Origin of the sequence: Sphingomonas sp. Leaf67 (assembly GCF_001421965.1) — a bacterium.
In the GTDB taxonomy this organism is placed as follows: domain Bacteria; phylum Pseudomonadota; class Alphaproteobacteria; order Sphingomonadales; family Sphingomonadaceae; genus Sphingomonas.
Map to the genome: position 1 here is coordinate 296,804 of NZ_LMLP01000021.1, position 25,090 is coordinate 321,893.

Below are 25,090 nucleotides of genomic sequence, written 5' to 3' on the forward strand. Positions count from 1 at the left end.
TACATAGGCGGACCTTGCGCAACAGTTCTGTAAGCGGAAGACAATTTCCGACTTGCCGGGTCGGTCACATTAACGGACGCCCCATGTTGGGAAACGCTTGGTCGGGGCTGAACGTCCGGAACTGGGTCGCCCTGATGACTGGTTAGAGGGAACGCAAAGGCTCGAAGACCCTTACCTGATGTGAACGGTGATCGTAGCTGACCGGAAGATATAGACATGCGCATACTCGTGATCGGGCTGGGCGACATTGCCCGCAAGGCGTATCTGCCGGTGCTGTCGCGACGCGGCGATCTCGATATCCATCTCACGACCAGGAACGAAGTCGTTCTCGACGAGGTCGGTCGCGAGTTCCGCATCGTCAATCGACACGTCAGTGTGGCCGACGCGCTTTCCGCGACGTCGTTCGATGCCGCATTCGTCCACGCGGCTACGCCGGCACATGGCGAACTTGTCAGGCTTCTGATCGACCGGAGTATTCCAACCTTCGTCGACAAACCGCTCGCGGATACTCTCCCCGAAACGGAAGCGCTCGTTACTCTGGCTGTGGCGCGGGCCACGCCGCTCGTTCTCGGCTTCAATCGACGATTCGCACCGGACTATGTCGCCTTGCGCACCGTCGGTGCGAACCTCATCGTCATGGAAAAGCATCGCCACCGGCAACCGGACTTGCCTCGACGCGTCGTTTTCGACGACTTCATTCATGTCGTCGATACGCTGCTTTCGCTTGCCCCTGCGCCAATTTGCCGACGCACCATCGAAACCCATGTAGTGGACGATATGCTACATAGCATCACGCTCACGCTGGCAGGCAACGGGTTCACCGCAATCGGCATGATGCATCGTAACAGCGGGCTCGACGAGGAGCGTCTCGACGTGATTGGCGATGGGGCACGGCACAGCGTGTGGAATCTTGCCGAGCGTGTCGAAGCGCAGGGTACGCAAAGCGTGCAAAGGCGGGCAGATTGGATCTCGGTCGGACGGCAACGCGGCTTCGAGGCGATGTGCGACGACTTCCTGATCGCGGTTCGTGAGCGCAGGCTGGTCGATACGGCCGCCATCTTGGCGACGCATGCGATTTGCGAGGCTGTTGTCCACCATGCGGAGACATGCATTCGTGGAGAAATCGCTGTTGGCGCAGACTGCAGAAACGGTGGCAAACAGCAATTTATCTGAATGAATATCGGGAGTTGGGAAGCGACCAACGGAACGCGAACGTTGGCTGCGTCAAACCAAATGCACCTTCCGGTAAGCAGGGCGGGGTAGGGGGCTCCGATGCCCCGTCCGCGAAAGCCAGCCAGCCCGTTCCGCTACTCCAACTCATCGCCAGAAGTGATCCGGCTGGTGGTGCTGATGTACGTACGTTTCCCGCTGTCGTTGCGAAATGTGGAGGACCTGCTGTTCGAACGCGGGATCGACATCTGCCATGAGACGGTGCGGCTGTGGTGGAACAGGTTTGGTCCAATGTTCGCCGGTGAGATCCGCCGCCAGCGGGTCAGCCGGCACCGTCAAAGCAAATGCACCTGCTGCCAATATGGCTGCGAGCGGGTAGGGCATGCGCAATCGCCAGCAGTCCAGCACGACCGAGTCCTACCGCATGATCACGGGCCCGCGGGCCGATGAGGCGATCCGCCCTAGCGATGCTCGCCTCTACCATCGTGGCCACGTTTTCGGCACCGCGCTCGAGGGGGGCGCCTCCATAACAATCGGTCTCAGCAGCGCATCCAAGATCTGGAGCAACAGGTCGCTCCGGCTTTTCGAGCTGCTCGAATGGTGCGGCGGGGTCGCGCGCAAGCTCCACGACCGCAAAGCGGCCGTGACGGGGAGCAAGATCGACCTGCTCCAGACCGGTAAAACTGTCTCCAAAATCCCGGCTCCTGTGATGTTGGCGGATTGGGAAGACCGAGGTTTCTACGTTGCCCCGCCGTTGGTGGCCTACTTGGCCTCAGGGCACCGGCAGACCGGTCCAATCAGCGACATGTCGTTGTGGGTGGAGTCTTCGGACGACCAGCGGGTCGTCCTCCGTGTCGATGGTGACGAACTTTCGACGCGGCTAACGTACGACATCAGCCGCACACCGCTGTTCGCCTACCTAAACGACGCTCAGACGCGGGTCGAGGTAGTTCGACATCGCTCAACCGAGGACCTGGTGAACGTCCTCAACGATGATCCGCTGCACCTTTTGCTGGTGGACGGCTCCCGGCTTACCGGGGCCGTCCACTACGCGCCTCCGGCCGACGGCTTCGAACCGTTCGACATCTCCTTGGTGGAGCCGATCGACTGGGCGAGTGAGGGCGTGGACGTACAGATCGAGTTCGCCGAGGGAGCCGCGCAGCCCGCGTCGATCCAAGGCTACTTGGCGCGTGCTTTGGACAGGTCCGAGAACGAAGTGGTCTATTGGGATCACGGGAGCGGTGAGACAGCGGACTTTGTCACATTTTCGCGCCTAGCCGAAGGGGTACAGATTCTGTTCTACCACTGTAAGAGTTCCGGCGGGACGTCGCCTGGCAACCGCGTCGGCGATGTCTATGAGGTATGCGGCCAGGCGGTGAAGGGGCTGATCTGGTGCGACTTGCGTCGTTTGGTCGCCCGACTGCTTCAGCGCTTCCGGAACGGCACGGGTCAAGCAAAATTTATTCGGGGGGATGAAGCCTTGCTGGCGGCGCTGGCTAGTGTCGCGCCCGCATCGTTCGAGATGGTCGTCGTCCAACCAGGGATCGCGAACGTCAAACCGGAGCAGAAGATTGCCGAGGTGTTGGCATCGGCAAATTCGTACGTCGTCGGTGCCGGGCTTGCCGAGCTGAGGATTTGGGGAAGCGCTAAACCGAAGAAATGAAAAGACCCATTATCGGCCATTCGCACCGCCTTCTCCGATATCAAACACCAGACGTTTTCTGTGGATGGCTCCCGCGTTGCAAGGGTAATTTGACGATCTGACGTAGGGTCGGGTGCAGTTCTCTGTTCGGCCTGTTTGTGCAGTCGGTAAAGAACTTCTCTGTGGATGGCTCCCGCGTTGCAAGGGTAATTTGACGATCTGACGTAGGGTCGGGTGCAGTTCTCTGTTCGGCCTGTTTGTGCAGTCGGTAAAGAACTGCTGGCCCTGATGGAATCCGCGAGCTGGGTCCCAATTCGTTCAACAGGCTATGACGCCTTGAACGTCCGCTGGGTTGTCCCTGCTCCCGGTCTGACCGGTTCGCCATCACATCGCATCGCTCTCGCAACCTCGTGAAGCTGATCTCCTTTGTTTGAGCCAGCTAAATCATCAAGCCGCCAGCCTGGGCTGGTGCCCGGCCCGGTATGTTTCGCCTCGCGCCATGATGGCCCAGGCCACCCGAGCGGTGTGGTTCGCCATCGCGACAGTGGCCACCCGTACAGGCTTGCGCGCGAGCAAAGCCACGAGCCGCGGATCGGCGGTCTCCGGCTTTCGCTTCACGCCTTTGATCAGCGACGTCATTCCGACGACGAGTAGCGTACGCAGATACTTGTCGCCCATCTTGGAGATCCGCCCAAGCCTCTCTTTGCCGCCACTCGAATGCTGCCGCGGCGTCAGGCCTAACCAGNTCTCCGGCTTTCGCTTCACGCCTTTGATCAGCGACGTCATTCCGACGACGAGTAGCGTACGCAGATACTTGTCGCCCATCTTGGAGATCCGCCCAAGCCCGACCGGCGAGGTCCGCTTGCGATAGGCGCTGCTCTGTTCGCGCGGCGCGTAGCGTATCGGCCATCAACCTGAGCGCATTTTCAGCATATCGCGACTGGGCTACCATTCCAGATATTTAGCATCAAATATGCGTCATATCTATTGATATGTCGCATATTTGATCCATCACTCGTCCGCGAAGAAGTCCTCGTCCAGCCGCTTCACCGCGATTGTCCGGCTCACCCGGACGCCGACGCCGTGTTCGATCATCAGCTCGGCGAGGCGCGTGCCGTCGATCTGGACCACGCGCTGCGGCAGGTGGCGGACGAAGTCGATCGCGGGCGCGCTGAAGCTGGAGGTGGTGACGAACACGCCCTTAGTTGCGCCGAAGCCGACCAGGCTGCCGACAAAGCCCTGCACGTCCGGCCGCCCGACGCCGACATGCGGGGCATAGCGCTTGGCCTGGATATAGATGCGGTCGAGACCGAGGCGATCCTCGTCGATCACGCCGTCAACACCGCCGTCGCCGCTGCGCCCAAGGCTCAACGCGGCCCCCTCATGGCTGCCGCCATAGCCCATTGCCACCAGCAGATCGACGATCGCGCGTTCGAAAAAGGCCGGGCTCTGCGCCAGCACGCGCTGGAGCAGCTCCGCCTTCAACGCCGCATGGAGAACGCCATGCGCGGCATCGATCTGTTCCTCGGGCGTGGCAGTCGCGGTGGCGGCGGCTTCGGCGACCGAGGCCTCGGCGGGCGAGGCCTGCGCGTCTCCGGCATAGAATTGCGCGAAGGCGGGATAGGTCTTCAACTTCTCGACGGTGATCGCCGCCGGCTGGGTCGCGAGCAGCGCCTTGCCCTCCGCGCTGGCGACGAAGCGGCCGCGCGCGGGGCTGTCGATCAGCCCCGCCTTCGCCATATAGAATTTCGCCCAGTGGATGCGGTTGTGCAGCACGCGCTGCCGCCCGCTGGGCAGCATCTCCTCGCGCTCCGCCTCGGTCAGGCCGAGATGGTCGGCGATCTCCGCCGCCGCATCGGGCACGCGCGTGACGCCGGTGGCGGCGAGACGCAGGACCGGCAGCATCAGCGCCTGATAGTCGGGAATGGCCATGCGTCCCCTCCCTGCTCAGCCCCCGGCCTTGCGTGCCCGCCCACGCTTCGGCTTGGGCGCGGCGGCGCGTTCGGCGCGGATACGGTCGAGCAGCACGCTTGCCGGTTCGTCATTCGGTTCCTGCGGCACCAGCTCGCCGCGAAACGCCTTGGCGAGGATCGCAGCTTCGATCCGGTCGAGCAGCGCGCGGTCACGGGCCGCCTCGGCTTCAAGACGGTCGGCCCGGGCGAAGGCGGCAGTAATTAGGAGCACGATCTCCCTGGCTTCGGCCACCGGCGGCACCGGAACCGGTAGGGCCATCACGCGACGCTTGCTGATCGAAGCGAGGTTGGTCGTCTGCGTGCCCTGGTCGATGAAATAGGATTGCCCGAACTCATTGGCGTAATGCGATATAAACTCCGGCGGGAAATCCGGATTTTTGAGCCGAACGCGGAAGACGTGGTTCTGATGGATGCAGTCCGGAACCTGATCGCGCCAAACCCAGCCGCGCCCCAGCTTATCGCGATCACCGCCCTCGTTCATGAGGATATCGCCATCCTTGAGGAGAAGGCGATCGCGTTCCTCGGCCGTCACGGCGAGCGTCTTGATCTCGTCCAGCCTCAACCATCCTCGCTGCACGTTCGCGACGCGGAGATAGGGGACTTCAACGAGCACAGCATCGGCGGGACGCTTTTTCCCCACCTGGATGCCGCCCTGAACGTCGGCGATTTCCGATAACGGGCAGGTTTGCCAATCAACGTCCGCGTACCCTTCCCGCTTTCTCCAAGCGGCAGTTAAATTTCCGGAAAACGCCTGAGACAGCACTGACTGGCGCAGCTTCGCCGCCAACGCGGCTACCCGTTCCAACTCGTCCCGCGTGCGAGCAAGACGGACGGTCAGCGCAGTCAGCTTGGCAACGATACGGCCCTGCTCAGCGGCGGGAGGCACCGGAAATGTGATCCGTTGCAGCGCCACCTGCGACAAATGCTTGATGGTAGTCCCAGTAAGCAGGTCAGATAATCCATCTATGGCGGCAAGATGGGCGATGAACGCTGCGATGTAATCGGCATCAACTGCATCAAGCGGACGAATGCGGTGAATCGCTTTCTGAAAAACCAGATCTCGTTCGCCCCCACGCCAAACGGCACAACGTCCCGGCTCGCCACCCTCGCACATAAAAAGGTCGCCGTCGCGAACCGCCAATTCGTCGCGCTCCTCGGCCGTAACACGCATCTCCAGCAGATCTGAAAGGTCGAATGCACCCCACCGCACATTGACGTTGCGAAGATATACGACGGGTTCACCCTTATTCTTGTTCGCGTCGAGCATCTTGCCGAGCTTCGTCACGGAAACGTCGCCAACGGTCGTCTTGATCCACCCCGTCGGCAACGTCACTCCGCTGCCTCCGCCACGACCGGCTCTTCCGTCTCGCTCCCCAGCTCCGCAACCAGCGCGCCGATTTCCTCCAGTGCGGCCATCAGATGGCCTTCGATCGCCGCCGCGATGTCCTCGAGCGTGTCGAGGCCGTCCTCGGCGTCGGCGCTGGTGTCCTTGAGCCAGCTGATGTCGAGATTGTCGCCCCGCGCCTCCAGCGCGGCGCGGTCGAAACGGCGGAAGCGGCCGGTTTCGCCTTCGTCGGTGCGCGCCGCCCGGCCATGCGGATCGTCGCCGAACGCCGCCACGAAGCCCGCGAAGTCGGCGCGCTTCAGCGGGTTGGTCTTGCCATAGGCGGGCGCGCCGGCGCGCATGTCGTAGATCCACACCGCCTTGGTCGCGTCCTCGGCCGGGTCGGCTTCGGTCGAGCGGGCGAAGAACAGGACGTTGGTCTTGACCCCCTGCGCATAGAAGATGCCGGTCGGCAGCCGCAGAATGGTGTGCAGGTCGCACCGATGCATCAGCATCCGCCGCAACGCCTTACCGCGCCCATCATCGAACAGGACGTTGTCAGGCACGACCACCGCCGCGCGGCCGCCGGGCGCGAGCGCGCGGATGATGTGCTCGACGAACGGCAACTGGTAGGAGGAGACACGGTCGGTGATGGTCAGGTCGTCGCGCGTCGGCGGCCCGCCCGCCGGGCCGAAGGGAGGGTTGCTCAGGATCAGGTCGGCACGCTTGAACCGCGCTTCGCTGCCCTTGGGCGACAGGGTATCGCCCATATCCAGATAATCGGGGTCGATTTTGTGGAGGTGCAGGTTCATCAGCAGCAGGCGGAAGGTGTCGGGGACGTTCTCGACCCCCCGGAACGCCTCGCGCAGCTGGAACGCCTGTTGCTTGGGCGACAGCTCGAAATAGTCGTCGGTCGCCTCGCGCATATGGCGGTCGGCGGCGATCAGGAAGCCGCCGGTGCCCGCCGCCGGATCCTGGATCACCTCACCCGGCTGCGGCTTCATCAGCTCGACCATCACGTCGATCAGGACGCGCGGGGTGAAATACTGCCCCGCCCCGCGCTTGGTTTCCTCCGCCATCTTCTGGAGCAGACCCTCATAGGCGTCGCCGAACGCATCACGCTCGGCGGAGAACCAGTGCAGCCCGTCGATCGCATCGATCAGGCGGCGCAGATTGGCGGGCTCGCGCACGATGGTCGACGCGTTCTGGAAGATGGCGACGACCGAGCGGTCGGGCACCTTGGCGGGATCGCCCAAGTCGATCAGCGCACGCTTGTAGACGGTCAGCAATTCCGCCTCGTTCGCTGCCTTCAGTCGCGACCAGCGATAGGCCTCGGGGATGCGGCTCTCGTCCTTCTGCTCGGACGCCATCTTCAGGAACAGCAGATAGGTCAGCTCGGTGACGTACTGCTGATAGGTGATGCCGTCCTTGCGGAGCATGGCGCAAAGCCGCCACAGCTTGTTCACCAGTTCGGCGGAGGGATTCACGTAATCGTCGTCCTTGTCGTCAATATGGGCGGATTAGGCCGCCTGGTCGGTATCGCCACGGCTATCCCAGATGGCGACGTTCAGGTCCATCAGCACATCGCGCAGGTGATGGTCGAATTCGCGGTCGATCGCGTCGAAACCGCCATTTTGCGCGAATAGCGGGTCAGACAGGATTGCGGGATCGCCGACCGGCTGCTCCTTGAGCGCCCGGCCGATGCGTTGCAGCCAGCGGCGCTGGGTCGGCGTCCAGTCGCGGCCCGCCAGGATGCGCCCGACCCCGCTCTCGACGCGGGTGGCATAGGGGACCAGCGGATCGCCGAGCGCCGCATGATGACGGCGTGGTCGAGGTCGATGAGGTAGTTGGTCGAGTAGGCGTAGAAGGCCGGCCCGCGATGCGCGCTGGTCCAGCGCGATGCCGGATCGGCCGGCGCCAGATACTTCGGCACTACCGGTGTCGCTGCGCCGAACGCAGCATCGTCGAGAACGGCCAGATACTCGCGTACCGCACGACTGTCGGCGTCCGGCGGCACGCCGTCGCTGCCCGGACCGCCGGTCTGACGATTGGCATCGGCGCGGATCAGGCTGGCGTCGACTGCAAACCCTTCGCCCCCCACCAGGCCTTCGGCCATGCAGCGCGCGACCGTCGTCTCGAACACGCGGCGCAACAGGTCACTGTCGCGGAAGCGCCCGTGTCGGTTCTTGGAGAAGGTCGAATGGTCCGGTACGTCGCCGTCCAGCCCCAACCGGCAGAACCAGCGATAGGCCAGGTTCAGATGCACCTCGTCGCACAACCGCCGCTCGGATCGGATGCCCATGCAATAGCCGATGATGAGCATCCGGATCATCAACTCCGGATCGATCGAAGGGCGACCCGTCTCGCTATAGAAGAGCTTCAGCATCCTCGCGGATGCCTGACAGGTCCACGAACCGGTCGATCGAGCGCAGGAGATGGTCCGCCGGCACGTGCCGCTCCAGGCTGAAGCTGTAGAACAGCGCCTCCTGCGCCACCGTCCGCTCGCCCATCATCGGCCCGTCTCCGCTTACCTCGAAGAGATTGAATCATACCACCCACATCACTGCAAGACGGCCTTTTTCAACACAATCTCCCAAAGCCAGCCGTCCCCGCTCCGGCGCCGAACAATACGAACGAACCACCGCGTCAAGTATCGGGGAAGTCGTTTTCGTGCGATCCGTGTAAGTCGCCACACCGTCCTCCTCGCAAAGCTGCGTTCGTGATGCCGCTAGGGCAGAACCCAGCGAGCATCTTCCGGCGCCGGCAGCCAGCACGTCTGCCTTTGACCAAACAGGCGATAGCGGTTGCGGGCGATCCATCGATAGACCCGGTCGCGCAGCCAATTTGGTACCGGGCGGAGCGCGCCCGCGACGCGCCAAGGCCAGCCGAGACCAACGTAGATCGCGATCACCGCCTCGCTGTCGCGCCAGACCCGATCGCCATCGATGACGAGGATCGTGTCGGGGTCGGTCGGATCGATGCCATGCTCGCGAAACAGCGCAGCCCCTGTCGCGCCCCGCATCGCGGCCAGCCGGAAGCGGTGCTGGCGGTCGTAGCGGAGGATGATGCGGGCGTTAGCAGAGCAAAGGACGCACTGCGCGTCGAACAGGATGATCGGGCCGTCAGTCATCGATCCGCTCCATGCGACCAGTGTAGCGGATGATTTGGCCGAAGGGCCAGAGGTCGACGGGCACGTCGAAGATGTAACGCCCATCCTCTTCGCTTTCGCGGGCGTGGCAGTGCGGTCGCAGTGCCGTCGGCAGCGCAAGCCCGAGGAAGCGAAAGCCGATCAGGTCCAGCCGGAGCGTGCCGCCCTCCACTGATACCCGGAAAATGTTGGTCGCCATGCCCATCCGTTCGATCATCAACCCGTCGCGCTCGATGAGCGTGCTGCGATAGCGGCGTCCGGCGAAATCGCGATGCCAGTGTTCGGCGGCACCGCGCCGCTCGAACCTGACCGTCACCGGAATAGCCGTCCCCGCGGCGGGCAGGCGCATCAGGCGGCAGAGCAGCCTTGCCAGCGGGTTCGGGTTTGTCTCGACCTGCGCCACGCCGCGCCAGCATTGGTCGATCGGACTGTCATGGGCCTCGCGCAACGTCGGCGGCAGGTCGTCGATCGCGCTGCCGAGCAGACGGTGGAACACGGGCTGGGTCACCATGCGATCTCCGGTTTGGTCACCATCAGCCAGAAGATGACGAGCACCCCGATAAACGCGGGCCAGCCGAGCAGGAACCACGTCCGCGATAGCTGAAAATAACGCGCCGGAAGCGACATGTCCGCCGGGGTGGCATCGGCGATGCGGCGCATCCGGATCTGGATGCCGACCACCGGCAACCAGCAGGCCCCAACCATCAGATAGAGCGCGATTGACGCCGCGAGCCAGCCCGTCGTCAGCGGAAAGCCCGCAATCTGCGCCAGCCACACACCGGTCACCGGCTGGACGATGACGGCGGGGGTGGTGAACAACCAGTCGGCGAGGACGACGTTACGGTTGACCACCCGCCGCGCGCCCGCGTCACCGGAGCGGTTCGCCATCCACCCGTGGAAGGCGGTGCCGAGCCCGGTGCCGAACAACAAGGTCGAGCTGAGGATATGGACGGTTTTCAAAAGCAGATAATCAGCCATGACGTGTCTCCAGCGCATTGACGGCAAGCGACAGGGCAAGGACGGCGATGTTCTTGGCGAGAGGGCCGAAGGGATCGGCCCATAGTTCCGGCGCAATACGGGTCAGGATCAGCGTGTAGGTCGCCATCAGGGCGATCCCCGCGAGCGCCGCGCCTCGTATCCGCAGAAGCAACGCAGCGCCGACCGCGATGTCGGCCAGCGCGCCTGCGCATAATGCAATCGTCGCCGCACTCCCCGACAGGCCGACCCGCGCCATCCACGCCATGTTCGTCGCCGCCGGGGTGACGAACAGCGGTATCGCTCCACCCGCGAACCAGACCAGTGCGAGCGCGACGCGAAGGATCGGCGCAATGGGCGCAAGCCGTGCCGTCCGCAGATCGCCTTCGCTCGCCGGGCGGCGGGCCAAGGCCTGGGCGATCGGTGTCGGTCGGAAGCCGGTGAGGGCAACGAGCGGCTCGACGGACGCCGTGTTGCCAGCCACCAGCATCGCCAGCCCCTCACTCGTCACCGGACCGATGCCGAGGCGAGCGACTCCGGCGATCAGCCATCGCGGCACCGTCACGCGTATCGTATCCGGCAAGCCCAGCCAGCCGCGCATCGTCGCCACCAACGCCGCCGTGGTCATCGGCTCGGGTCCGACCGCATCGATCCGCGCGGCCAGCTGCAACGAGGCATGAAGAAGGCGAACCAGCACCTCGACCAGATCGTCGACATGGATCGGCTGGATCAGGCCATCGGCACGGCCAAGGTCCGGTGTGACCGGCAGCGCCGCGAGCGTGGTGAACAGCGCGCTGCTCTGCCCGCCATGGCCGATAACGAGCGACGGCCGGACGATCGCCCAGCCGATCGCGTCCCCCATCCCCGCCAGATGATCGTCGGCAGCGGCCTTGCTGCGGTGATAGGCGCTGGGCGCATCGGCCGCCGCCCCCAAGGCGGAAATTTGGAGTACGCGACTGACCCCGGCGGTGCGGCAGGCATCGAACAGCGCGATCGGTCCGCCAGCATGGACGTTCGCATAGCCCCGGTCGTCTCCGAACAGACCAGCGCAGTTGACCACCGCGTCGACGCCCGCCAACCGCTCGCGCCAGTCGTCTGCGCGGTCGGTGGCGAGATCACAGCGGATCGCGTTGGCGCCCGGCAATCGCCGCCTCAAGCGATTCGGCGCGCGGCCAGCGGCGGTGACGCTGACGCCCTCCGCCACCAGCCGGGCGGCGAGGTGGCGACCGATGAAGCCGCTCGCGCCAACAATCAGGACATGCATCGCCCCCGCTCCCGTTAGGCGGCGGCGCGGGGGGTGCGGCTCCACACCGCAAAGCCCATCCCGACCAGTGCCATCAGCACGCCGATCAGCGCGCTGGTCATCGTCCCCTGCACCAGTTCGGTCGGATCGGTGGCGATGCCGCGCCACGATACGAACAGCATCGGCGTCGCGACCATCATCACCGTCGACCACACCGTCCAGAAGCGCGAGCGGTCCTCGGTGCCGCACAGTTCGGCGAGCAGGATCGACAGCGGTCGCCAGAGCGTCACGACGGCCAGCAGCGCGATCAGGCCGGTCAACGCATAGGTTACGAGCAGGGCTGCAATGGGCAACAACATGGTTGGTCTCCTTCCAAGCCGGACGATGATCGCCCGGCTTGGAAGGCCCTTTGCGAATGGCATGCCAATTGCCACGGATGGCGGAAATGCGTGGCTTTCCGTCCGGCAGGTAGTGCGCGATTGTCAACGCCGTGAACGGAACAAGCTGCTATGCTGTCAACGATGGATATAGCTGTCGGCCTTTTCGCCTATATCGGTGCGCTGTCGCTGACCGCCATCGCCAGCGCGTTGCTGGCGTTGTTCGTCGTGCTGCGGGCGCGGGCGGTGCCGGGGTCGAGCCTGCTCGCCGTGTTTCTGCTCGGCGTCGGGCTGTGGAGCGTGGCGCAGATGCTTCCCGCGCTGATGGGGCCGGCGGCGACGCCGGTGACGGCGACGCTGATCGCGCTATCGCCGCTGCCCGCGGCGGGGTTTCTGCATCTGGCCTTCGCCTTTGCGCTGTGCGGCGTCGTGCGGCAGGTGGCGATCGCCGGCTATGCGACGGCAGCGTTCGCGGCGTTGGTCGGACTGGTCTTCGGCGTCGGGGCGGTGGTGCCGTGGCATGGTTTTCCCGGGATGTTCGTGCCGTCGGTCGTCGGCTGGTGCGTGCTGGGGCTGGCGGCGCTGCTGTCGGTCGCCGGGCATGTGCGGCTGGCGCAGACGTGGCGCGAGCAGGACGGCGCCCATCGGCGACAGGCGGGGGCAGTGTTCGTGTCGAGCCTGATCGGGCTGGTCGCCCTGACCGGCTTCGCCTTTCCGGCGATTGGAATCGATGCCTATCCGTGGCCGGTGCTGCTGCTGCCGTTCTACTCGGTCGCTTTGGTCTACGGCATCGTGCGGCACCGGTTCATGGCGGCCGACATCTGGGCACGGCGCGGATTGATGTGGCTAATGTTGGTCGCCGGCGCGGGCGCGGCGAGCGCGTTGATCGCGTCCTTGCCACTGGCGATGGCGGGCCGTCCGGTGGGGCTGTTCGCGACCTGGGCGGCATTGGCGGCGACACTGGCGCTGGGGCTGGCGATCCTCGCCCCGCTGAAGCGGCTGGCCGACCGGGTTGTGTTCCCCGGCGGACGGATCAGTGAGGCGGACGTGGCCGAATGGCGTGACCGGCTGGCGGAAGCCCCCGACGAAGCCGCGCTGGGCGAGGCTGCCTTGCGGTTGCTGCGCCAGCGGCTGAACCTGCCGGCCGATGGGCCGACGCTCACCATCACGGGCGAGGCGGTCGCCCTGAAAGGCTGGGACGACGCTCCGGCCGCCACCCGCCATGTCGCCGAACGCTTTGCCGGTCTGGTCGCCGAAAGCGCCCGCCGCCTCTCCGCCGCCCGCCGCATGGTCGATGCCGAACGCGAGGCGCGACTGGCCGAGTTGGGGGCGCTGGCGGCGACCGTCGCGCACGACCTGCGTAACCCGCTCGGCATCGTCCAGATGGCCGCGACCGGCGCACCGCCGGCGGTGCGATCCGAGATCGGCGAGCAGGTGGCGCGGATGAACCATCTCGTCACCGACATCCTCGACTATGCCCGCGCGTGGACGATCGTGCCGCAGCCGCTGCGCGCTGCCGACCTTGTTGCATCGCTGGGCGTAGAAGCAGAACTGCCCGAGGGGCTGATGGTGACGGCGGATCGCCACGCGCTGTTGCGCGCACTGACCAACCTCGTCGACAATGCCCGCGCGCTCGGCACCCGCGTCGCGATCGTCGCTGAGGCTGGTCCGCCCGTCACGATCGACATTTGCGACGACGGTCCCGGGATCGCGCCCGAGATCCGCGACAGCCTGTTCCGCCCCTTCGTCTCACGCCGCCCCGGCGGCACCGGCTTGGGCCTCGCCATCGTCCGCCGGATCATGGAGGCGCATGGCGGCACCGTGACGCTGGCCGAGCGACCCGGCTGGTCGACCTGTTTCCGCCTTACCTTCGGAGCGTCCCGATGATCCTGCTCGCCGATGACGAACCCGCCTTTCAGCGGCTGACCGGCGCGTGGTTGCGCGGGCTTGGTCATGACGTCGAGGTCGTCGGCGATGGCGATGCGGCGGTGGCGGCGTTCAAGGCGAAACCTGCCGACCTTGTCCTTCTCGACCTCGCAATGCCGCCGCATCATGACCCGGCTGCGGGGCTGACGCTCATCCCGGCGTTTGCGCCCGCCGCGGTGGTAGTAATGACCGGTCATGCCGATCATGCGCTGGCGCTGAAGGCGGTCGAGGCGGGCGCATGGGATTTCCTCGCCAAGCCGGTCGATCCCGACCTGCTGCGCGTCGTTGTCGCTCGCGCGCTGGAGCGGGCGCGGCTCGCGCGTGAGGTCGCCACGCTGCGCGCACAGGCCGGAGCCAACGAGGATATGGGGCTGGTCGGCACCTCACCGGCGATGGCAGGGTTGCGCGACCTGATCCGCCGGGTCGCACCGACCCGTCTTCCCGCGCTGGTGCTGGGGCCGAGCGGAACCGGCAAGGAACTGGTCGCCCGCGCGATTCACGCTACCTCGCCGCGCGCCGCCCGACCGCTGGTCCCGATCCATTGCGGCGCGGTCCCGGCCGAATTGCTGGAGAGCGAGCTGTTCGGCCACCTCAAGGGCAGCTTCACTGGCGCCACCGCCGACCGACCCGGCCTGATCGAGACCGCGCATGGCGGCACGCTGTTCCTCGACGAGATCGGCGAGATGCCGCCGGCCATGCAGGTCAAGCTGCTCCGCTTCCTCAACGACGGCAGCTACCAGCCCGTCGGCGCCCGTGCCCCGCGCGAGGCGGATGTGCGGATCGTCGCGGCCACCCACCGCGACCTCCCCGCCGCCGTGGCCGAGGGCGGCTTCCGCGAGGACCTGTTCTACCGCCTCAAGGGCGTGGTGCTACGCACGCCTTCGCTGGTCGAGCGGGCGACCGATGTGCCGCTGCTCGCCAGATTGTTCCTGCGGCGGGCGAGCGAAGGGCGGGCCAGCTTCTCGCCCGATGCGACGGAATGGCTCGGCGGGAGGGCATGGCCCGGCAACGTCCGCGAATTGCGCGCCGCGGTCGAATGTGCCGCCGCCCTCGCCATCCCGGGCGCGGCGGGCACGATCGTCACCGCCGACGATCTCGCGTTCGCCGTTGGCGACGCTCCGTCGGAAAGCGTCTTCCCCGCCGCCCCCCAAAGCCTCGAAGACGAAGTCGCCGCGCTGGAACGCCGTCGCATCGTCGAGGCACTGGCGCGCACCGGCCACAACCACACCCACACCGCGCGCGAACTAGGCCTCTCGCGCGTAGGCCTGCTCAAGAAGATGGATCGTATGGGGCTTCGGTGACCGCGGTCCTGTAACCGCATCCGTCAGCCTCTCGACCTCCGGCCCGCCGACTGACGTGTCGGGCGGGCGCAGCGCAGATGCTTCGGCAAGAGGTTGATGGTTTCGGGCAACGGCAGATGGCTGGTGACGATGGGCAGGCGGTCCACGACATCCGCCAGGATCTGCAGCCGCGTTGCCCCGGCATAGCGGACGGCATTCTCGCCACCGATCTGCTGCCCGAGAAGGTCCGCCCGCGTTTCCTCAAAGGTTTGCAACGCCTTCAACTCGGTGCTGACCATGTGCCGGCCGCTATGAACCGCCTGACCCGGCTTGATGAGCGCCCGCAACGGCTTGATCTTCAGCCAAATGGTGTTGAAGAACACATCACGCAGTGGTCGACCACCTTTACCGGGTACGATTTCCGGGAATAGATATTCTTCCCCAGCCGCCCGCATCGCGGCGACGTAATCCAACAGCCCGAGCCGGCGAAGTTCCGCGCAAATCGGTACCTTCCTGGTGCTTTTGGCCGTCTTCACCCGCCCGGCGCGGGTGTTGCGAATGCCGAAATATGGGACGCCGTCTTCCTCGCCGATGTCTTCAACGAGCAGCTTGCACGCTTCCTCGCGCCGCATTCCCGAGTACCAGACAATCGGCATAATCCAATAGACCGCATCACGCCAGATCCGGCCGCCGCAGCCCTTCGCGAACCGACCATCCAGCGTTGGGCTACCGGTCCACATCCTTAGCGCGAATAGTTCTTGGCCTTGCTGAATGGTGTATGGATCACGCTCCGTCCGTTCGTCGCGCTCCTCTTCCATTAAGATATAGTCGGAGAAATCGAGCGTTCGCATCGTCGTCTTGCTGGCGAGCCAGGCGCATAGCTTTTTTAGATTGGCAAAGTGTCTGTTGATAGTACCGACGTCCAATCCGATCGTGAAAGTGATGGTTTCTCCGCGCTTCTCCGCTTCCTCCACCCGGTCGGCGCCCTCGACGCAGATGTCCTCGATCGTCATCGGCTCATGCCGTGCTGACTTGTGATGCGTGGAAGGCATGCGGTTGAGCTGGTCGTAAAACTGATTGAGATCCTCCTGCCTTGTTCGCGCCAGCGGCTTGCCGCCATTCGACTTACCGAACAGGAAGGCCGCCGCCTTGAACTGACGCCGTTGGCTGTCACCCCAGGTCTTAGCCTGCGACTTCGGCTTGTTTGCGCCTGCTTTGGTCGTTGCGACGCGTCCTCGGGCCTTCGGCTTGAGGCTCATATACGCCTCGACTACGTCCAACGGGGTCATCCGCGCGTAGCGCTGCCGTTCGGCTTTCTCGTCCTCCCCATCCTCCTCATTAAATTGCTCGGGGTCCGCCGCGACATTCGCTGCGGTGGGCACGGACGCGACAGCGGCTGTCGGAGGCACGGCTCCGTACATGGGAAGGGGACATCACGCCCAAGGGCCGCATAATGGCCGCCGCAACGGCCATCCGGTTGGCCATGTCCTGCAACGCTGGATCGGCGTACGACGCCGCCGCCGCCGCTCGGGCCTAACACATGATCTGTCGGGCCGCCTCACTCCGGTCGCCGGAGTCGTCAATCCCCACGCGATGCAACAGGTCGCGCGCCTCGTTCAGCAGGTGCTCCGGCAGGTCGGGGGCTCGACCGAGCATAGCGTAGAGGTGCGCGCGCGCTTCGTCGTCGAGGTCGGCGAAACGACGCTCAAAGCCGCCAACGTATTCCAGTCCCAGAAAATCGCTGAAGCCGTTGTCGGCGAAATCGCGGTTCACCGCGCCATAGATGGCCCGCATCTGCGCGAAGCGTTCCGCGACGCGGCCTTCGCCGTCCTGCTGGATCGACTGGTGCTGATAGGCGAGCATGTTCCGGTAGCGGACCATCTCCTCCTGGAACACGGCACTGGCCTGATCGGCGGTCAGCCCCTCACGCTCGATTTTTTCGTACAGGCTCATCCGTACCGTCTCGCTCCGCCCGGTCATCGCCACCGCGCGTCGACGCGCGACCGGCTGATCCTTCGTCAGAAGGCTGACCATCGTCACAACGGTTATAGGATTGGCGTCGCAGGCGCCAAACGTAGCCTGCGACGCCACCAATAGACGGCGCTGCGGCGGGTGACGTTCTCGATCGCTGGCATCAGGGACTTGCTCCATCGACTGGCGTCAGTTGACGCCACTGCGATGGTTGAAGTCCCGCTAAGTTACCGGAAACCGCAGCTTTCCGTCCTCTTAGCTGAGGCAATCAATGACTGGCTGGGGCGGCAGGATTCGAACCTACGAATGCCGGTACCAAAAACCGGTGCCTTACCGCTTGGCGACGCCCCAGCGACCGCGGCTGGCGCGGTGGAGGGAGGCACTAGGGGGATTGTCGATGTTGTGCAACCGGGATTGTGCGGGAAACCTGTGCGCTCTGGGTCGTTGAGGCGGGGCATAGTCAAGAAGGAAAGCCGATGTCCGACAAGAGCCCCACCGAAATCCGCGAAGCCATGTGGAAGGCGATGGCGGCCAGCCCCTATGTCATGCTCGGGCTGACCGGCAAGCACCAGCATTCCGAACCGATGTATGCCGTGCTGGACGAGGACGCCGACAGCGAGTTCTGGTTCTATACCAAGCGCGACAACCGGGCGGCGGAAGGTGGTCCGGCGATGGTGCAGTTCATCGCCAAGGGGCATGACCTGTTCGCCTGCATCAGCGGTACGCTGACCGAAGAGACCGACACCGCGTTGATCGACAAATATTGGTCGAAGCAGGTCGAAGCCTGGTACGAACAGGGCCGGCAGGACCCGTCGCTGCTGATGCTGCGGTTCGATCTCGACAGCGCAGAAATCTGGGAAACCGATCAGTCGCTGCTCGGCAAGATGAAGATGTTCACCGGCCAAACGATCAAGGGTCGCGACGAGGCCGGCAGTCACGCCAAGGTCGACGTCTGAACGAAAAAAGGGCGGGGGTTACGCGCCCCCGCCCTTTCTTCTAAATCGCTGCGTTGGAGATCATCCGCCGTGGCGGGCGATCCATTCCTCCAGCACCGGCGCGATGCGATTGCGCCATTTCGAACCGTTGAAGATGCCGTAATGGCCGACTTCGGGTGCAATATGGTATTGCTTCATACCCTCCGGCAGCGCGGTCGCCAGCGTGAGCGCGGCACGGGTCTGGCCCAAGCCCGAAATATCATCGCGCTCCCCTTCGATCGCGAGGATCGCGGTGTCGGTGATCGCGCCCGGATCGACCGGCCGCCCGCGATGCAGCATCGTGCCTTCGGGCAGGGCATGGGTCTGGAACACCACGTCGATCGTCTGCAGATAGAATTCGGCGGTCATGTCGCAGACCGCGCGATATTCCTCGTAGAAGCGCTGCGTAGTCCCCGCCCCTTCACCATCGCCCTGCACCAGATGCTTGAACATCTCGTAATGCGAAATCATGTGGCTGCCGAGGTTCATACTCATGAACCCGGCAAGTTGCAGGAAGCCCGGATAGACGCGGCGACCGGCACCGGCATAGGTCATCGGTACGGTCGCGATGACATTCTGTTCGAACCACGCGTGCGGACGTTCGGTCGCCAGCGTGTTGACCGCGGTCGGGGCCTCGCGCGTGTCGATCGGCCCGCCCATCATGGTCAGCGTGCGCGGACGGTTGGGATGCTGGTCCGCCCCCATCAGCGCGGTCGCGGCATAGACCGGAACCGAGGGCTGACACACCGCCAGCACATGCGCGCGCGCATCGCCGGTCTCACCGATTTTTTCAAGAAAGGCGGTGACGTAATCGATGTAATCGTCGAGATCGAACCGCCCCGCCGACAACGGCACCAACTTCGCATCGCGCCAGTCGGTGATGTAGACATCGGCGCTCGGCAGCATCCGTTCGACGGTGCCGCGCAGCAGCGTGGCATAGTGGCCGCTCATCGGCGCGACGATCAGCAGCTTGGGACCGCCCTCGACACCTTCGCGTATGAAGCGCTTCAACTGGCCGAACGGGCGACGCAGCACGATTTCCTCACGCACCGCCACCGTCCGCCCGTCGACGACGGTGCTGGTCAGGTTGAAGGCGGGTTTGCCGCGCGGGGCAGAAGCATGGGCGAAGACGGCGAGCGCCGAGCCCAATACCGGTCCGCCGCCGAAATAGGCGAAGGGATTGCTGGGATTCTGCAGCAGGCCAGCCCCGAAATTCGCCATCGCGCTGGCACCGGCCAGCAACGATCGTTGCCATTCATAAGCGTTATACAACATGGGCATCCCCGAAACTGGTCTGACGGGGACTACCCGTACCAGTAAAAATATAGCGATTCGTTGCCACCGGCAACGCTCCGAACGTCGTACACCAAATGCCGTACCAAAACGGTAAGGGTGATCCGGCACCGTATCGGTCGATACGTGTAAGCAACGAAGTGGCGCAGAGGTTCCCTTTGCGGTCGGTTCGCACAACCGCTAAGCCGCGCGCCATGGCAGATCCGGCCCCCGCCCCCGACCGTTCGAAGATGCTGCCGGCGCTCCGGCTCGTCTGGCGATTCACCTTTCGCTATAAGCCGCAACTGGCCGGCGCCCTGGTGTCGCTGGTCACCGCCGCGCTGGCCACGTTGTGGATCCCGCGCACGTTCAAGCAGGTGGTCGACAATGGATTCGCGGCGGGCGCGGACCTCAGCCGGATCGGCACCTATTTCGAAGGGCTGCTGGGCGTGGTCGTCGTGCTGGCGATTGCCACCGCCGGGCGTTTCTATTTCGTGTCGTGGCTGGGCGAGCGGACCGTCGCCGACCTGCGCATGGCGGTGCATCGCAACCTGCTGACGCTGTCGCCCGGCTGGTTCGAGGAGAACCGGCCGTCCGAGATCGCGTCGCGGCTGACCGCCGATACCGCGATCGTCGAGGGGATCGTCAGTACGACGGTATCGATCGCGCTGCGCAACCTGTTGGTCGGGATCGGCGGGGTGCTGTACCTGTTCGCGCTCGCGCCCAAGCTGGCCATCTACCTGATCGTCGGCATTCCCGTGATCGTGCTGCCGATCATGTGGCTGGGCGGCCGCGTGCGCAAATTGTCGCGATCGAGCCAGGACCGGATCGCCGATATCGGGTCGATCGCGTCGGAAACGCTGGGGGCGATGAAGATCGTGCAGGCGTTCGGGCAGCAGCATCGCGAGGGCGACCGGTTCGACGCCGCCGTCGATCGCGGGTTCGAAACCGCCAAGAAGCGGTTCGCGACGCGCGCGATCATGACCGCCTTCGTCATCGGCATGTTGTTCGCCGCGATCACGCTCATCATGTGGGATGCGGTCAGCGACGTGGCGGCGGGACGGACGACCGGCGGCGCGATCACCGCGTTCGTCATCACCGCCGCGCTGGTCACCGGATCGTTCGGCGCGCTGACCGAAGTCTATGGCGACCTGTTGCGCGCGTCGGGGGCGGCCGGGCGACTGGCCGAGTTGCTGGCCGAACGGCCGGTGATCGCCGCGCCGCCGCAGCCGATCGCGCTGCCCGAACCGGCGCGGGGCGCATTGTCGTTCCGCGACGTCACCTTCCACTATCCGACGCGGCCCGACGTCGCGGCACTGGCAGACTTTACGCTCGACGTGACGCCCGGCGAAACCGTGGCGGTGGTCGGCCCGTCGGGGGCGGGCAAGTCGACACTGTTCCAGCTGATCCAGCGCTTCTACGACCCGGCATCGGGCGTGGTAGCAGTAGACGGTGTCGATGTGCGCGACGCCGATCCCGAAGCCGTCCGGGAACGGATCGCGATGGTACCGCAGGAAACGGTAATCTTCGCCGCCTCCGCCCGCGACAATCTGCGCTATGGTCGCTGGGACGCGAGCGACGACCAGCTCTGGGCCGCTGCCGATGCCGCCAACGCGACGAGTTTTCTGCGCGCGCTGCCCGACGGGCTCGACACGTTTCTGGGCGAAGGCGGCGCGCGGCTGTCGGGCGGGCAGCGGCAACGGGTGGCGATCGCCCGCGCGTTGCTGCGCGATGCGCCGCTGCTGCTGCTCGACGAGGCGACCTCGGCGCTGGATGCCGAGAGCGAGCGGCTGGTGCAGGATGCGCTCGACCGGCTAATGGCGGATCGCACGACGCTGGTGATCGCGCACCGGCTGGCGACCGTGCGGGCGGCATCGCGGATCATCGTCATGGATCATGGCCGGATCGTCGAAACCGGCCGGCATGGCGAATTGATCGGGCAGGGCGGGCTCTATGCGCGGCTGGCGAATTTGCAGTTTCACGAAGCGGGTTGAGGGTTTGGCGGTCACCCGACCCCCCTCCGCCCGGTTCGAGCAGCTTCGAGCGTAGTCGAGAAGCGGCTCGAACCGAAGGGCTGACGCTCGCGCGGTCCCCGTCACGCCACCGCCGCGACCAGTTCCCCTGCCCGTCCCTGCAATTGCTCGCTCAGCGTCGCCAACCCGCCGACCAGCCGGGTGAGCGTGCCCGCCTGATCGCCGATCCCGTCGGCCGCCGCCACGATACCGCTGGCCCGTGCGTCGATATCGGCACCGGCGCCGCGCGCTTCCTCTACCCGGACCGCGATCGCCTGCGTCGTGGCGCGCTCGGCGGCGATGGCGGTGGCGATGGTCGTCGTGATCGCGCCGATCGCGGCGATGGCGGACTGGACCACGCGCTGTCCACCGGTGACGTCGCCGAGCAGCACGCGGGCGGCATCGACCCGGCAGGCGATATCGCCCGCCGCCGTCTCTGTCTGGCGCGCGAGCGACTTGACCTCGCCCGCGACGACCGCGAAGCCTTGCCCCGCCGCCCCGGCGCGCGCCGCCTCGATCCCTGCGTTCAGCGCCAGCATGTTCGTCTGCCGGGTCAGGCCGCGGATCAGGTCAAGCATCGCTTCGATCGTGGTCGCGACGTCGGACAACGACTGGACATGACCCCGGTTGCGCTCGACCAGATCGCCGGCGTCGCGGCGCAACCGGTCGGCATGATCGGTATCGCGGGTGATCCGTTCGAACGAGGCGGCGAGCGCCCGTCCGCGCTGTTCGATGTCGACCATGCCTCGCGCTGTCTGATGCGCCGCCGCCGCGACCGACATCGCCCCGCCGCGCGTCGTCGCCGCACGATGATCGAGGTCGGCCGCTACCTGCCCGATGGCGGTGCAGGCCATACCGATATCGGACGACAACTGCCGGATCCCGGTTTCGAAGGCATGCGCCGCCCGTCGCACCCGTTCCGCACGGGTACGCGCCTCGACCGACATGTCGCCATGCCAGCGCGCCGCCATCCGCAGCAGCCGCGTCGCGTCGAGCAGCCCGGCGAACACGCCGTCGCGCACCAGTACGACACCGTCGTCGCTGTGCAGGCCGACCAGTTCGGGCACCGGCGTATCGGCATCGGCGATCGGCGCCCGGCGCACCAGACGCGTCGTGCTCGCGCAAAAACTCGGATTGTCGAGCAGCGCATGGCCGAACGGATTGAACAGCAGCGCGCGGACATCGACCTCACGCAAGACCCCCACCGGCCGACGCTGCGCATCGAGCACCGCCAGCAGCCGCAGGTCGTGATGCGCGCGAAACCGCTCGACGATCGCGCTCAGCGTCGCATCCTGCCCGATGGTCAGATGCTCGGCGGCAATACCGGGGTCGAGGCGGGAGAGAGCGGTCATCACCCGACCGACCTAGGGGGCGGATGGTAAACCGGCGACTAACCGGGCGTGACACCGCGATGACACACCCGGTTTTTTTGTTATCGGCCGGTCGTCAGTGCTTGCGCCCTTGATGCCGGATATTGGCGGGACGACCGCGACGCTTCAGCACGCGCTGTGGCGGCCCCCTGCGCCGGTCGCCGCCGCCACCGCCCGCCGATCCCTTGCCATCGGGCAGTTCGAACCGCAGCGCCCCCGACACCGGATTGGCTTCGGCCAGCCGGAGCGACAGGCGCTGGCCGGCGCTGAACGTCTCGCCGCTATGGTCGCCGATCAGCGACTGCGACGTTTCGTCGAACCGGAAATATTCGGCGCCGAGGTCGCGTGCCGGGACCAGCCCGTCGCCGCCCACCCCCTCGATCGTCGCGAAGAAGCCGAACGAAGCGACGCCGGTGATCCGCGCCTCCATCACCGTGCCGACATGTTCGGCCAGATAGGCGGCGACGTAGCGGTCGACCGTCTCGCGCTCCGCCTCCATCGCGCGGCGTTCGAGGCCGCTGATCGCCTCGCCCACCCGTTCCATATTGGCCGCATCGTCGGCGGGCAGCGCGCCTTCGCGAAGCTTGTAGCTGCCGACCAGCGAACGGTGGACGATCAGATCGGCATAGCGGCGGATCGGCGACGTGAAATGGGCATAGCTACCGAGGCTGAGGCCGAAATGGCCATGGTTCTGCGGGCCGTAAAATGCCTGCGTCTGGGTGCGGAGAATCTGCTCCATGACCTGCGGCTTGAAATCGGCATCGCCGATCCGCGCCAGCACATGGTTGAACGTCGCCGGCCGGATCACCTGCCCCAAAGCGAACGGCACGTCGAAGGTTTCGAGATAGTCCTTCAGCGCCACCAGCTTTTCGCGCGTCGGCGGTTCGTGGACGCGGTACATCACCGGTGCCTTCTTCGCCTCCAGGGCCTTGGCGGCGGCGACGTTGGCGGCGATCATGAAATCCTCGATCAGCCGCATCGAATCGAGCCGTTCGCGCGGGGCGACCGACAGGATGCGCCCCTTTTCGTCCAGCACGATCCGCCGTTCGGGCAGGTCGAGGTCGAGCGGCTCGCGATGCGCCCGTGCCTTCGCCAGCGCAACCCAGCAGCCCCAGAGCGGCTTCAGCGCACCGTCGATCAGGTCGCGCGCGACCGGCGCATCGGCGACGCCGTCGATCGCGGCCTGCGCATGTTCATAGGCGATGTTCGCCGCGACCCGGATGACCGCGCGGGTGAAGCGCCAGTCCTTGAGCTTGCCGTCTTTCGCAATCGTCAGGTGGCAGACCAGCGCCGCGCGGTCCTGCCCGGCTTTCAGCGAGCAGACGTCCGCCGACAGGATTTCGGGCAGCATCGGCACGACCCGGTCGGGGAAATAGACGCTGTTGCCGCGCGACCGCGCCGATTTGTCGAGGTCCGAGCCGGGGCGAACGTAATAGGACACGTCGGCAATCGCCACGATCGCGCGCCAGCCGCCGTCATTGTCGGCACTGTCGTCAGGACTGGCCCAGACGGCATCGTCATGGTCGCGCGCATCAATCGGATCGATCGCGACGATCGGCAGGTGGCGCAGGTCCTCGCGATCGTCGCCGAGCGGATACCCGGCGACCTTGCGCGCCTCCGCCAGCACTTCGTCCGGAAACACATCGGGGATGCCGTGCTTGTGGATCGCGATCAGCGAGAAGCTGCGCGCTTCGAACGGATCGCCCAGCCGTTCGACCACGCGCGCGGTGATGCGCGGCGGACGGCCGCCGAGTGCCGCCAGCACCAGATCGCCCGGCGCAGCGCCGCCGGCGTCGGCCACCGGCACCTCGCGGCGCTCCTTCTTGTCGACGCCCTGCAACCACAGCTTGTCGCCCTCGGCCCGCAGCACACCCAGCACGGCATCGGCGGCGCGGTCGAGCTTCTTCATCGGATAGGCAGCCCAGCCCGCCCCCGCCTCTTCGGTGCGCGCGAGGATGCGGTCGCCGATGCCGAGCGCGCTGCGCCGGCCGCGTTCGCGCACCCGGACGCGCGGCGGCGGCGTCTCCGCCTCCCACCGTTCGGGCACCGCCCAGACATTGCCGCCGTCATCGACATCGGCGACGCGCAGCACGGTGACCTTCGGCAGACCGCCCATCTTGTGGAACGCCCGACCGGGGGCGCTGTCGATCAGGCCTTCGTCGGCCATGTCCTTCAGCATCGCCTTCAGCGATATCTTCTGCTGCGCCGACAGGCCGAAGGCGCGCGCGATCTCGCGCTTGCCCGCCGGTGTGTCGGACGTCTGGATGAAATCAAGGATCTGCTCGCGGGTGGGCAGGCCGGGCGGCGTTTTGGTGCGTACCATCGACCACGACATAGGACGTGCCAGGCCCGGGACCAATGGCGTATCGCGCATGGGAGCCGAAGGGCTGCCCGTCCGTTAGGCCGCCGAGCTTATCGAACACAGGAAACGGT

At 65.7% G+C, this 25,090-nt stretch carries 22 protein-coding genes, 1 tRNA gene and 1 pseudogene; 6 read left to right on the forward strand and 18 right to left on the reverse strand.

Annotation, left to right across the window (positions count from 1 at the left end):
• The first annotated feature begins 216 nt into the window (after window positions 1-216).
• On the forward strand, window positions 217-1,173 hold the full coding sequence (locus ASE90_RS13545; protein WP_082449807.1) for a Gfo/Idh/MocA family protein: 957 nt from the start codon (window positions 217-219) through the stop codon (window positions 1,171-1,173).
• A gap of 144 nt (window positions 1,174-1,317) precedes the next feature.
• Here the strand turns inward: ASE90_RS13545 and ASE90_RS20010 are convergent, their stop codons facing one another.
• Entirely contained in the window at window positions 1,318-1,554 is a 237-nt protein-coding gene (locus ASE90_RS20010; protein ID WP_156361586.1) for a hypothetical protein, read from the reverse strand.
• Between ASE90_RS20010 and ASE90_RS13550 the strand changes: the two genes are divergently transcribed.
• The gene (locus tag ASE90_RS13550) at window positions 1,553-2,833 is read left to right on the forward strand and encodes a hypothetical protein (RefSeq protein WP_056001619.1); all 1,281 of its coding nucleotides are present in this window, start codon (window positions 1,553-1,555) and stop codon (window positions 2,831-2,833) included. The two genes, ASE90_RS20010 and ASE90_RS13550, sit on opposite strands and share 2 nt — an antisense overlap.
• A gap of 426 nt (window positions 2,834-3,259) precedes the next feature.
• Here ASE90_RS13550 and ASE90_RS13555 read toward each other — a convergent pair.
• From ASE90_RS13555 to ASE90_RS13605, 11 genes and pseudogenes are all read right to left on the reverse strand, one after another.
• The coding region (locus tag ASE90_RS13555) for a transposase (RefSeq protein ID WP_156361603.1) at window positions 3,260-3,557 on the reverse strand (298 nt) is incomplete at its 5' end.
• 266 nt (window positions 3,558-3,823) lie between these two features.
• The gene (locus ASE90_RS13560; RefSeq protein ID WP_056001625.1) at window positions 3,824-4,744 is read right to left on the reverse strand and encodes a restriction endonuclease; all 921 of its coding nucleotides are present in this window, start codon (window positions 4,742-4,744) and stop codon (window positions 3,824-3,826) included.
• 15 nt (window positions 4,745-4,759) lie between these two features.
• Window positions 4,760-6,118 (reverse strand): restriction endonuclease subunit S, encoded by a 1,359-nt coding sequence (locus tag ASE90_RS19330; protein ID WP_082449809.1) that lies wholly within the window; start codon window positions 6,116-6,118, stop codon window positions 4,760-4,762.
• Entirely contained in the window at window positions 6,115-7,596 is a 1,482-nt protein-coding gene (locus ASE90_RS13575) for a class I SAM-dependent DNA methyltransferase (protein WP_056001634.1), read from the reverse strand. Before ASE90_RS13575 ends, ASE90_RS19330 begins: the two co-directional genes overlap by 4 nt.
• Before the next feature lie 33 nt (window positions 7,597-7,629).
• On the reverse strand, window positions 7,630-8,010 hold the full coding sequence (locus ASE90_RS21030) for a type I restriction-modification enzyme R subunit C-terminal domain-containing protein (RefSeq protein ID WP_156361604.1): 381 nt from the start codon (window positions 8,008-8,010) through the stop codon (window positions 7,630-7,632).
• Window positions 7,905-8,622, reverse strand: a pseudogene (locus ASE90_RS13580) (transposase); the annotation flags it as partial. The gene ASE90_RS21030 and the pseudogene ASE90_RS13580, both read right to left, overlap by 106 nt.
• Before the next feature lie 215 nt (window positions 8,623-8,837).
• A complete protein-coding gene (locus ASE90_RS13585) occupies window positions 8,838-9,239 on the reverse strand; it encodes a thiol-disulfide oxidoreductase DCC family protein (RefSeq protein WP_056001637.1) in 402 nt (133 codons plus the stop codon).
• Complete coding sequence (locus ASE90_RS13590; protein WP_056001640.1) at window positions 9,232-9,768, reverse strand: DUF4166 domain-containing protein; 537 nt, start codon at window positions 9,766-9,768, stop codon at window positions 9,232-9,234. Before ASE90_RS13590 ends, ASE90_RS13585 begins: the two co-directional genes overlap by 8 nt.
• The gene (locus ASE90_RS13595) at window positions 9,762-10,235 is read right to left on the reverse strand and encodes a DUF2269 family protein (RefSeq protein ID WP_056001643.1); all 474 of its coding nucleotides are present in this window, start codon (window positions 10,233-10,235) and stop codon (window positions 9,762-9,764) included. The genes ASE90_RS13590 and ASE90_RS13595 overlap by 7 nt, the downstream gene beginning before the upstream one ends.
• Window positions 10,228-11,496 carry an SDR family oxidoreductase gene (locus tag ASE90_RS13600; protein ID WP_056001647.1) on the reverse strand — a complete coding sequence of 423 codons (1,269 nt, stop codon included), beginning with the start codon at window positions 11,494-11,496 and terminating at the stop codon, window positions 10,228-10,230. The genes ASE90_RS13595 and ASE90_RS13600 overlap by 8 nt, the downstream gene beginning before the upstream one ends.
• A 14-nt stretch (window positions 11,497-11,510) precedes the next feature.
• Window positions 11,511-11,834, reverse strand: a complete 324-nt coding sequence (locus ASE90_RS13605; RefSeq protein WP_056001648.1) for a hypothetical protein — start codon at window positions 11,832-11,834, stop codon at window positions 11,511-11,513.
• A 162-nt stretch (window positions 11,835-11,996) separates the two neighbouring features.
• Here ASE90_RS13605 and ASE90_RS13610 point away from each other — a divergent pair, with 162 nt between their 5' ends.
• Both ASE90_RS13610 and ASE90_RS13615 read left to right on the forward strand, forming a co-directional pair.
• Window positions 11,997-13,739 carry a sensor histidine kinase gene (locus ASE90_RS13610; protein WP_056002311.1) on the forward strand — a complete coding sequence of 581 codons (1,743 nt, stop codon included), beginning with the start codon at window positions 11,997-11,999 and terminating at the stop codon, window positions 13,737-13,739.
• A complete protein-coding gene (locus ASE90_RS13615; protein ID WP_056001651.1) occupies window positions 13,736-15,079 on the forward strand; it encodes a sigma-54-dependent transcriptional regulator in 1,344 nt (447 codons plus the stop codon). The genes ASE90_RS13610 and ASE90_RS13615 overlap by 4 nt, the downstream gene beginning before the upstream one ends.
• A 23-nt stretch (window positions 15,080-15,102) precedes the next feature.
• Here ASE90_RS13615 and ASE90_RS20715 read toward each other — a convergent pair whose 3' ends face one another.
• The 3 genes from ASE90_RS20715 to ASE90_RS13625 all read right to left on the reverse strand — a co-directional run bounded on the left by ASE90_RS20715 (window position 15,103) and on the right by ASE90_RS13625 (window position 17,380).
• Complete coding sequence (locus tag ASE90_RS20715) at window positions 15,103-16,440, reverse strand: integrase (RefSeq protein ID WP_235531821.1); 1,338 nt, start codon at window positions 16,438-16,440, stop codon at window positions 15,103-15,105.
• Between the two features lie 151 nt (window positions 16,441-16,591).
• The gene (locus ASE90_RS20720) at window positions 16,592-17,209 is read right to left on the reverse strand and encodes a hypothetical protein (protein WP_235531823.1); all 618 of its coding nucleotides are present in this window, start codon (window positions 17,207-17,209) and stop codon (window positions 16,592-16,594) included.
• 96 nt (window positions 17,210-17,305) lie between these two features.
• Window positions 17,306-17,380, reverse strand: a tRNA-Gln gene (locus ASE90_RS13625).
• 125 nt (window positions 17,381-17,505) lie between these two features.
• On the opposite strand from ASE90_RS13625, the gene ASE90_RS13630 reads away from it, so the two are divergent.
• A complete protein-coding gene (locus tag ASE90_RS13630; RefSeq protein ID WP_056001654.1) occupies window positions 17,506-17,985 on the forward strand; it encodes a pyridoxamine 5'-phosphate oxidase family protein in 480 nt (159 codons plus the stop codon).
• Between the two features lie 60 nt (window positions 17,986-18,045).
• Here ASE90_RS13630 and ASE90_RS13635 read toward each other — a convergent pair whose 3' ends face one another.
• A complete protein-coding gene (locus ASE90_RS13635) occupies window positions 18,046-19,278 on the reverse strand; it encodes a polyhydroxyalkanoate depolymerase (protein WP_056001657.1) in 1,233 nt (410 codons plus the stop codon).
• A 212-nt stretch (window positions 19,279-19,490) separates the two neighbouring features.
• On the opposite strand from ASE90_RS13635, the gene ASE90_RS13640 reads away from it, so the two are divergent.
• Window positions 19,491-21,269: an ABC transporter transmembrane domain-containing protein gene (locus tag ASE90_RS13640; RefSeq protein WP_056001660.1), complete on the forward strand. Its 1,779-nt coding sequence runs from the start codon at window positions 19,491-19,493 to the stop codon at window positions 21,267-21,269.
• Between the two features lie 101 nt (window positions 21,270-21,370).
• On the opposite strand, the gene ASE90_RS13645 is transcribed toward ASE90_RS13640, so the two are convergent.
• Both ASE90_RS13645 and ASE90_RS13650 read right to left on the reverse strand, forming a co-directional pair.
• Window positions 21,371-22,639, reverse strand: a complete 1,269-nt coding sequence (locus ASE90_RS13645) for a methyl-accepting chemotaxis protein (protein WP_056001663.1) — start codon at window positions 22,637-22,639, stop codon at window positions 21,371-21,373.
• Window positions 22,640-22,733: 94 nt separating this feature from the next.
• Window positions 22,734-24,980, reverse strand: coding sequence for a ribonuclease R family protein (locus ASE90_RS13650; protein ID WP_056002315.1), 2,247 nt, complete (start codon window positions 24,978-24,980; stop codon window positions 22,734-22,736).
• Between the last annotated feature and the right edge of the window lie 110 nt (window positions 24,981-25,090).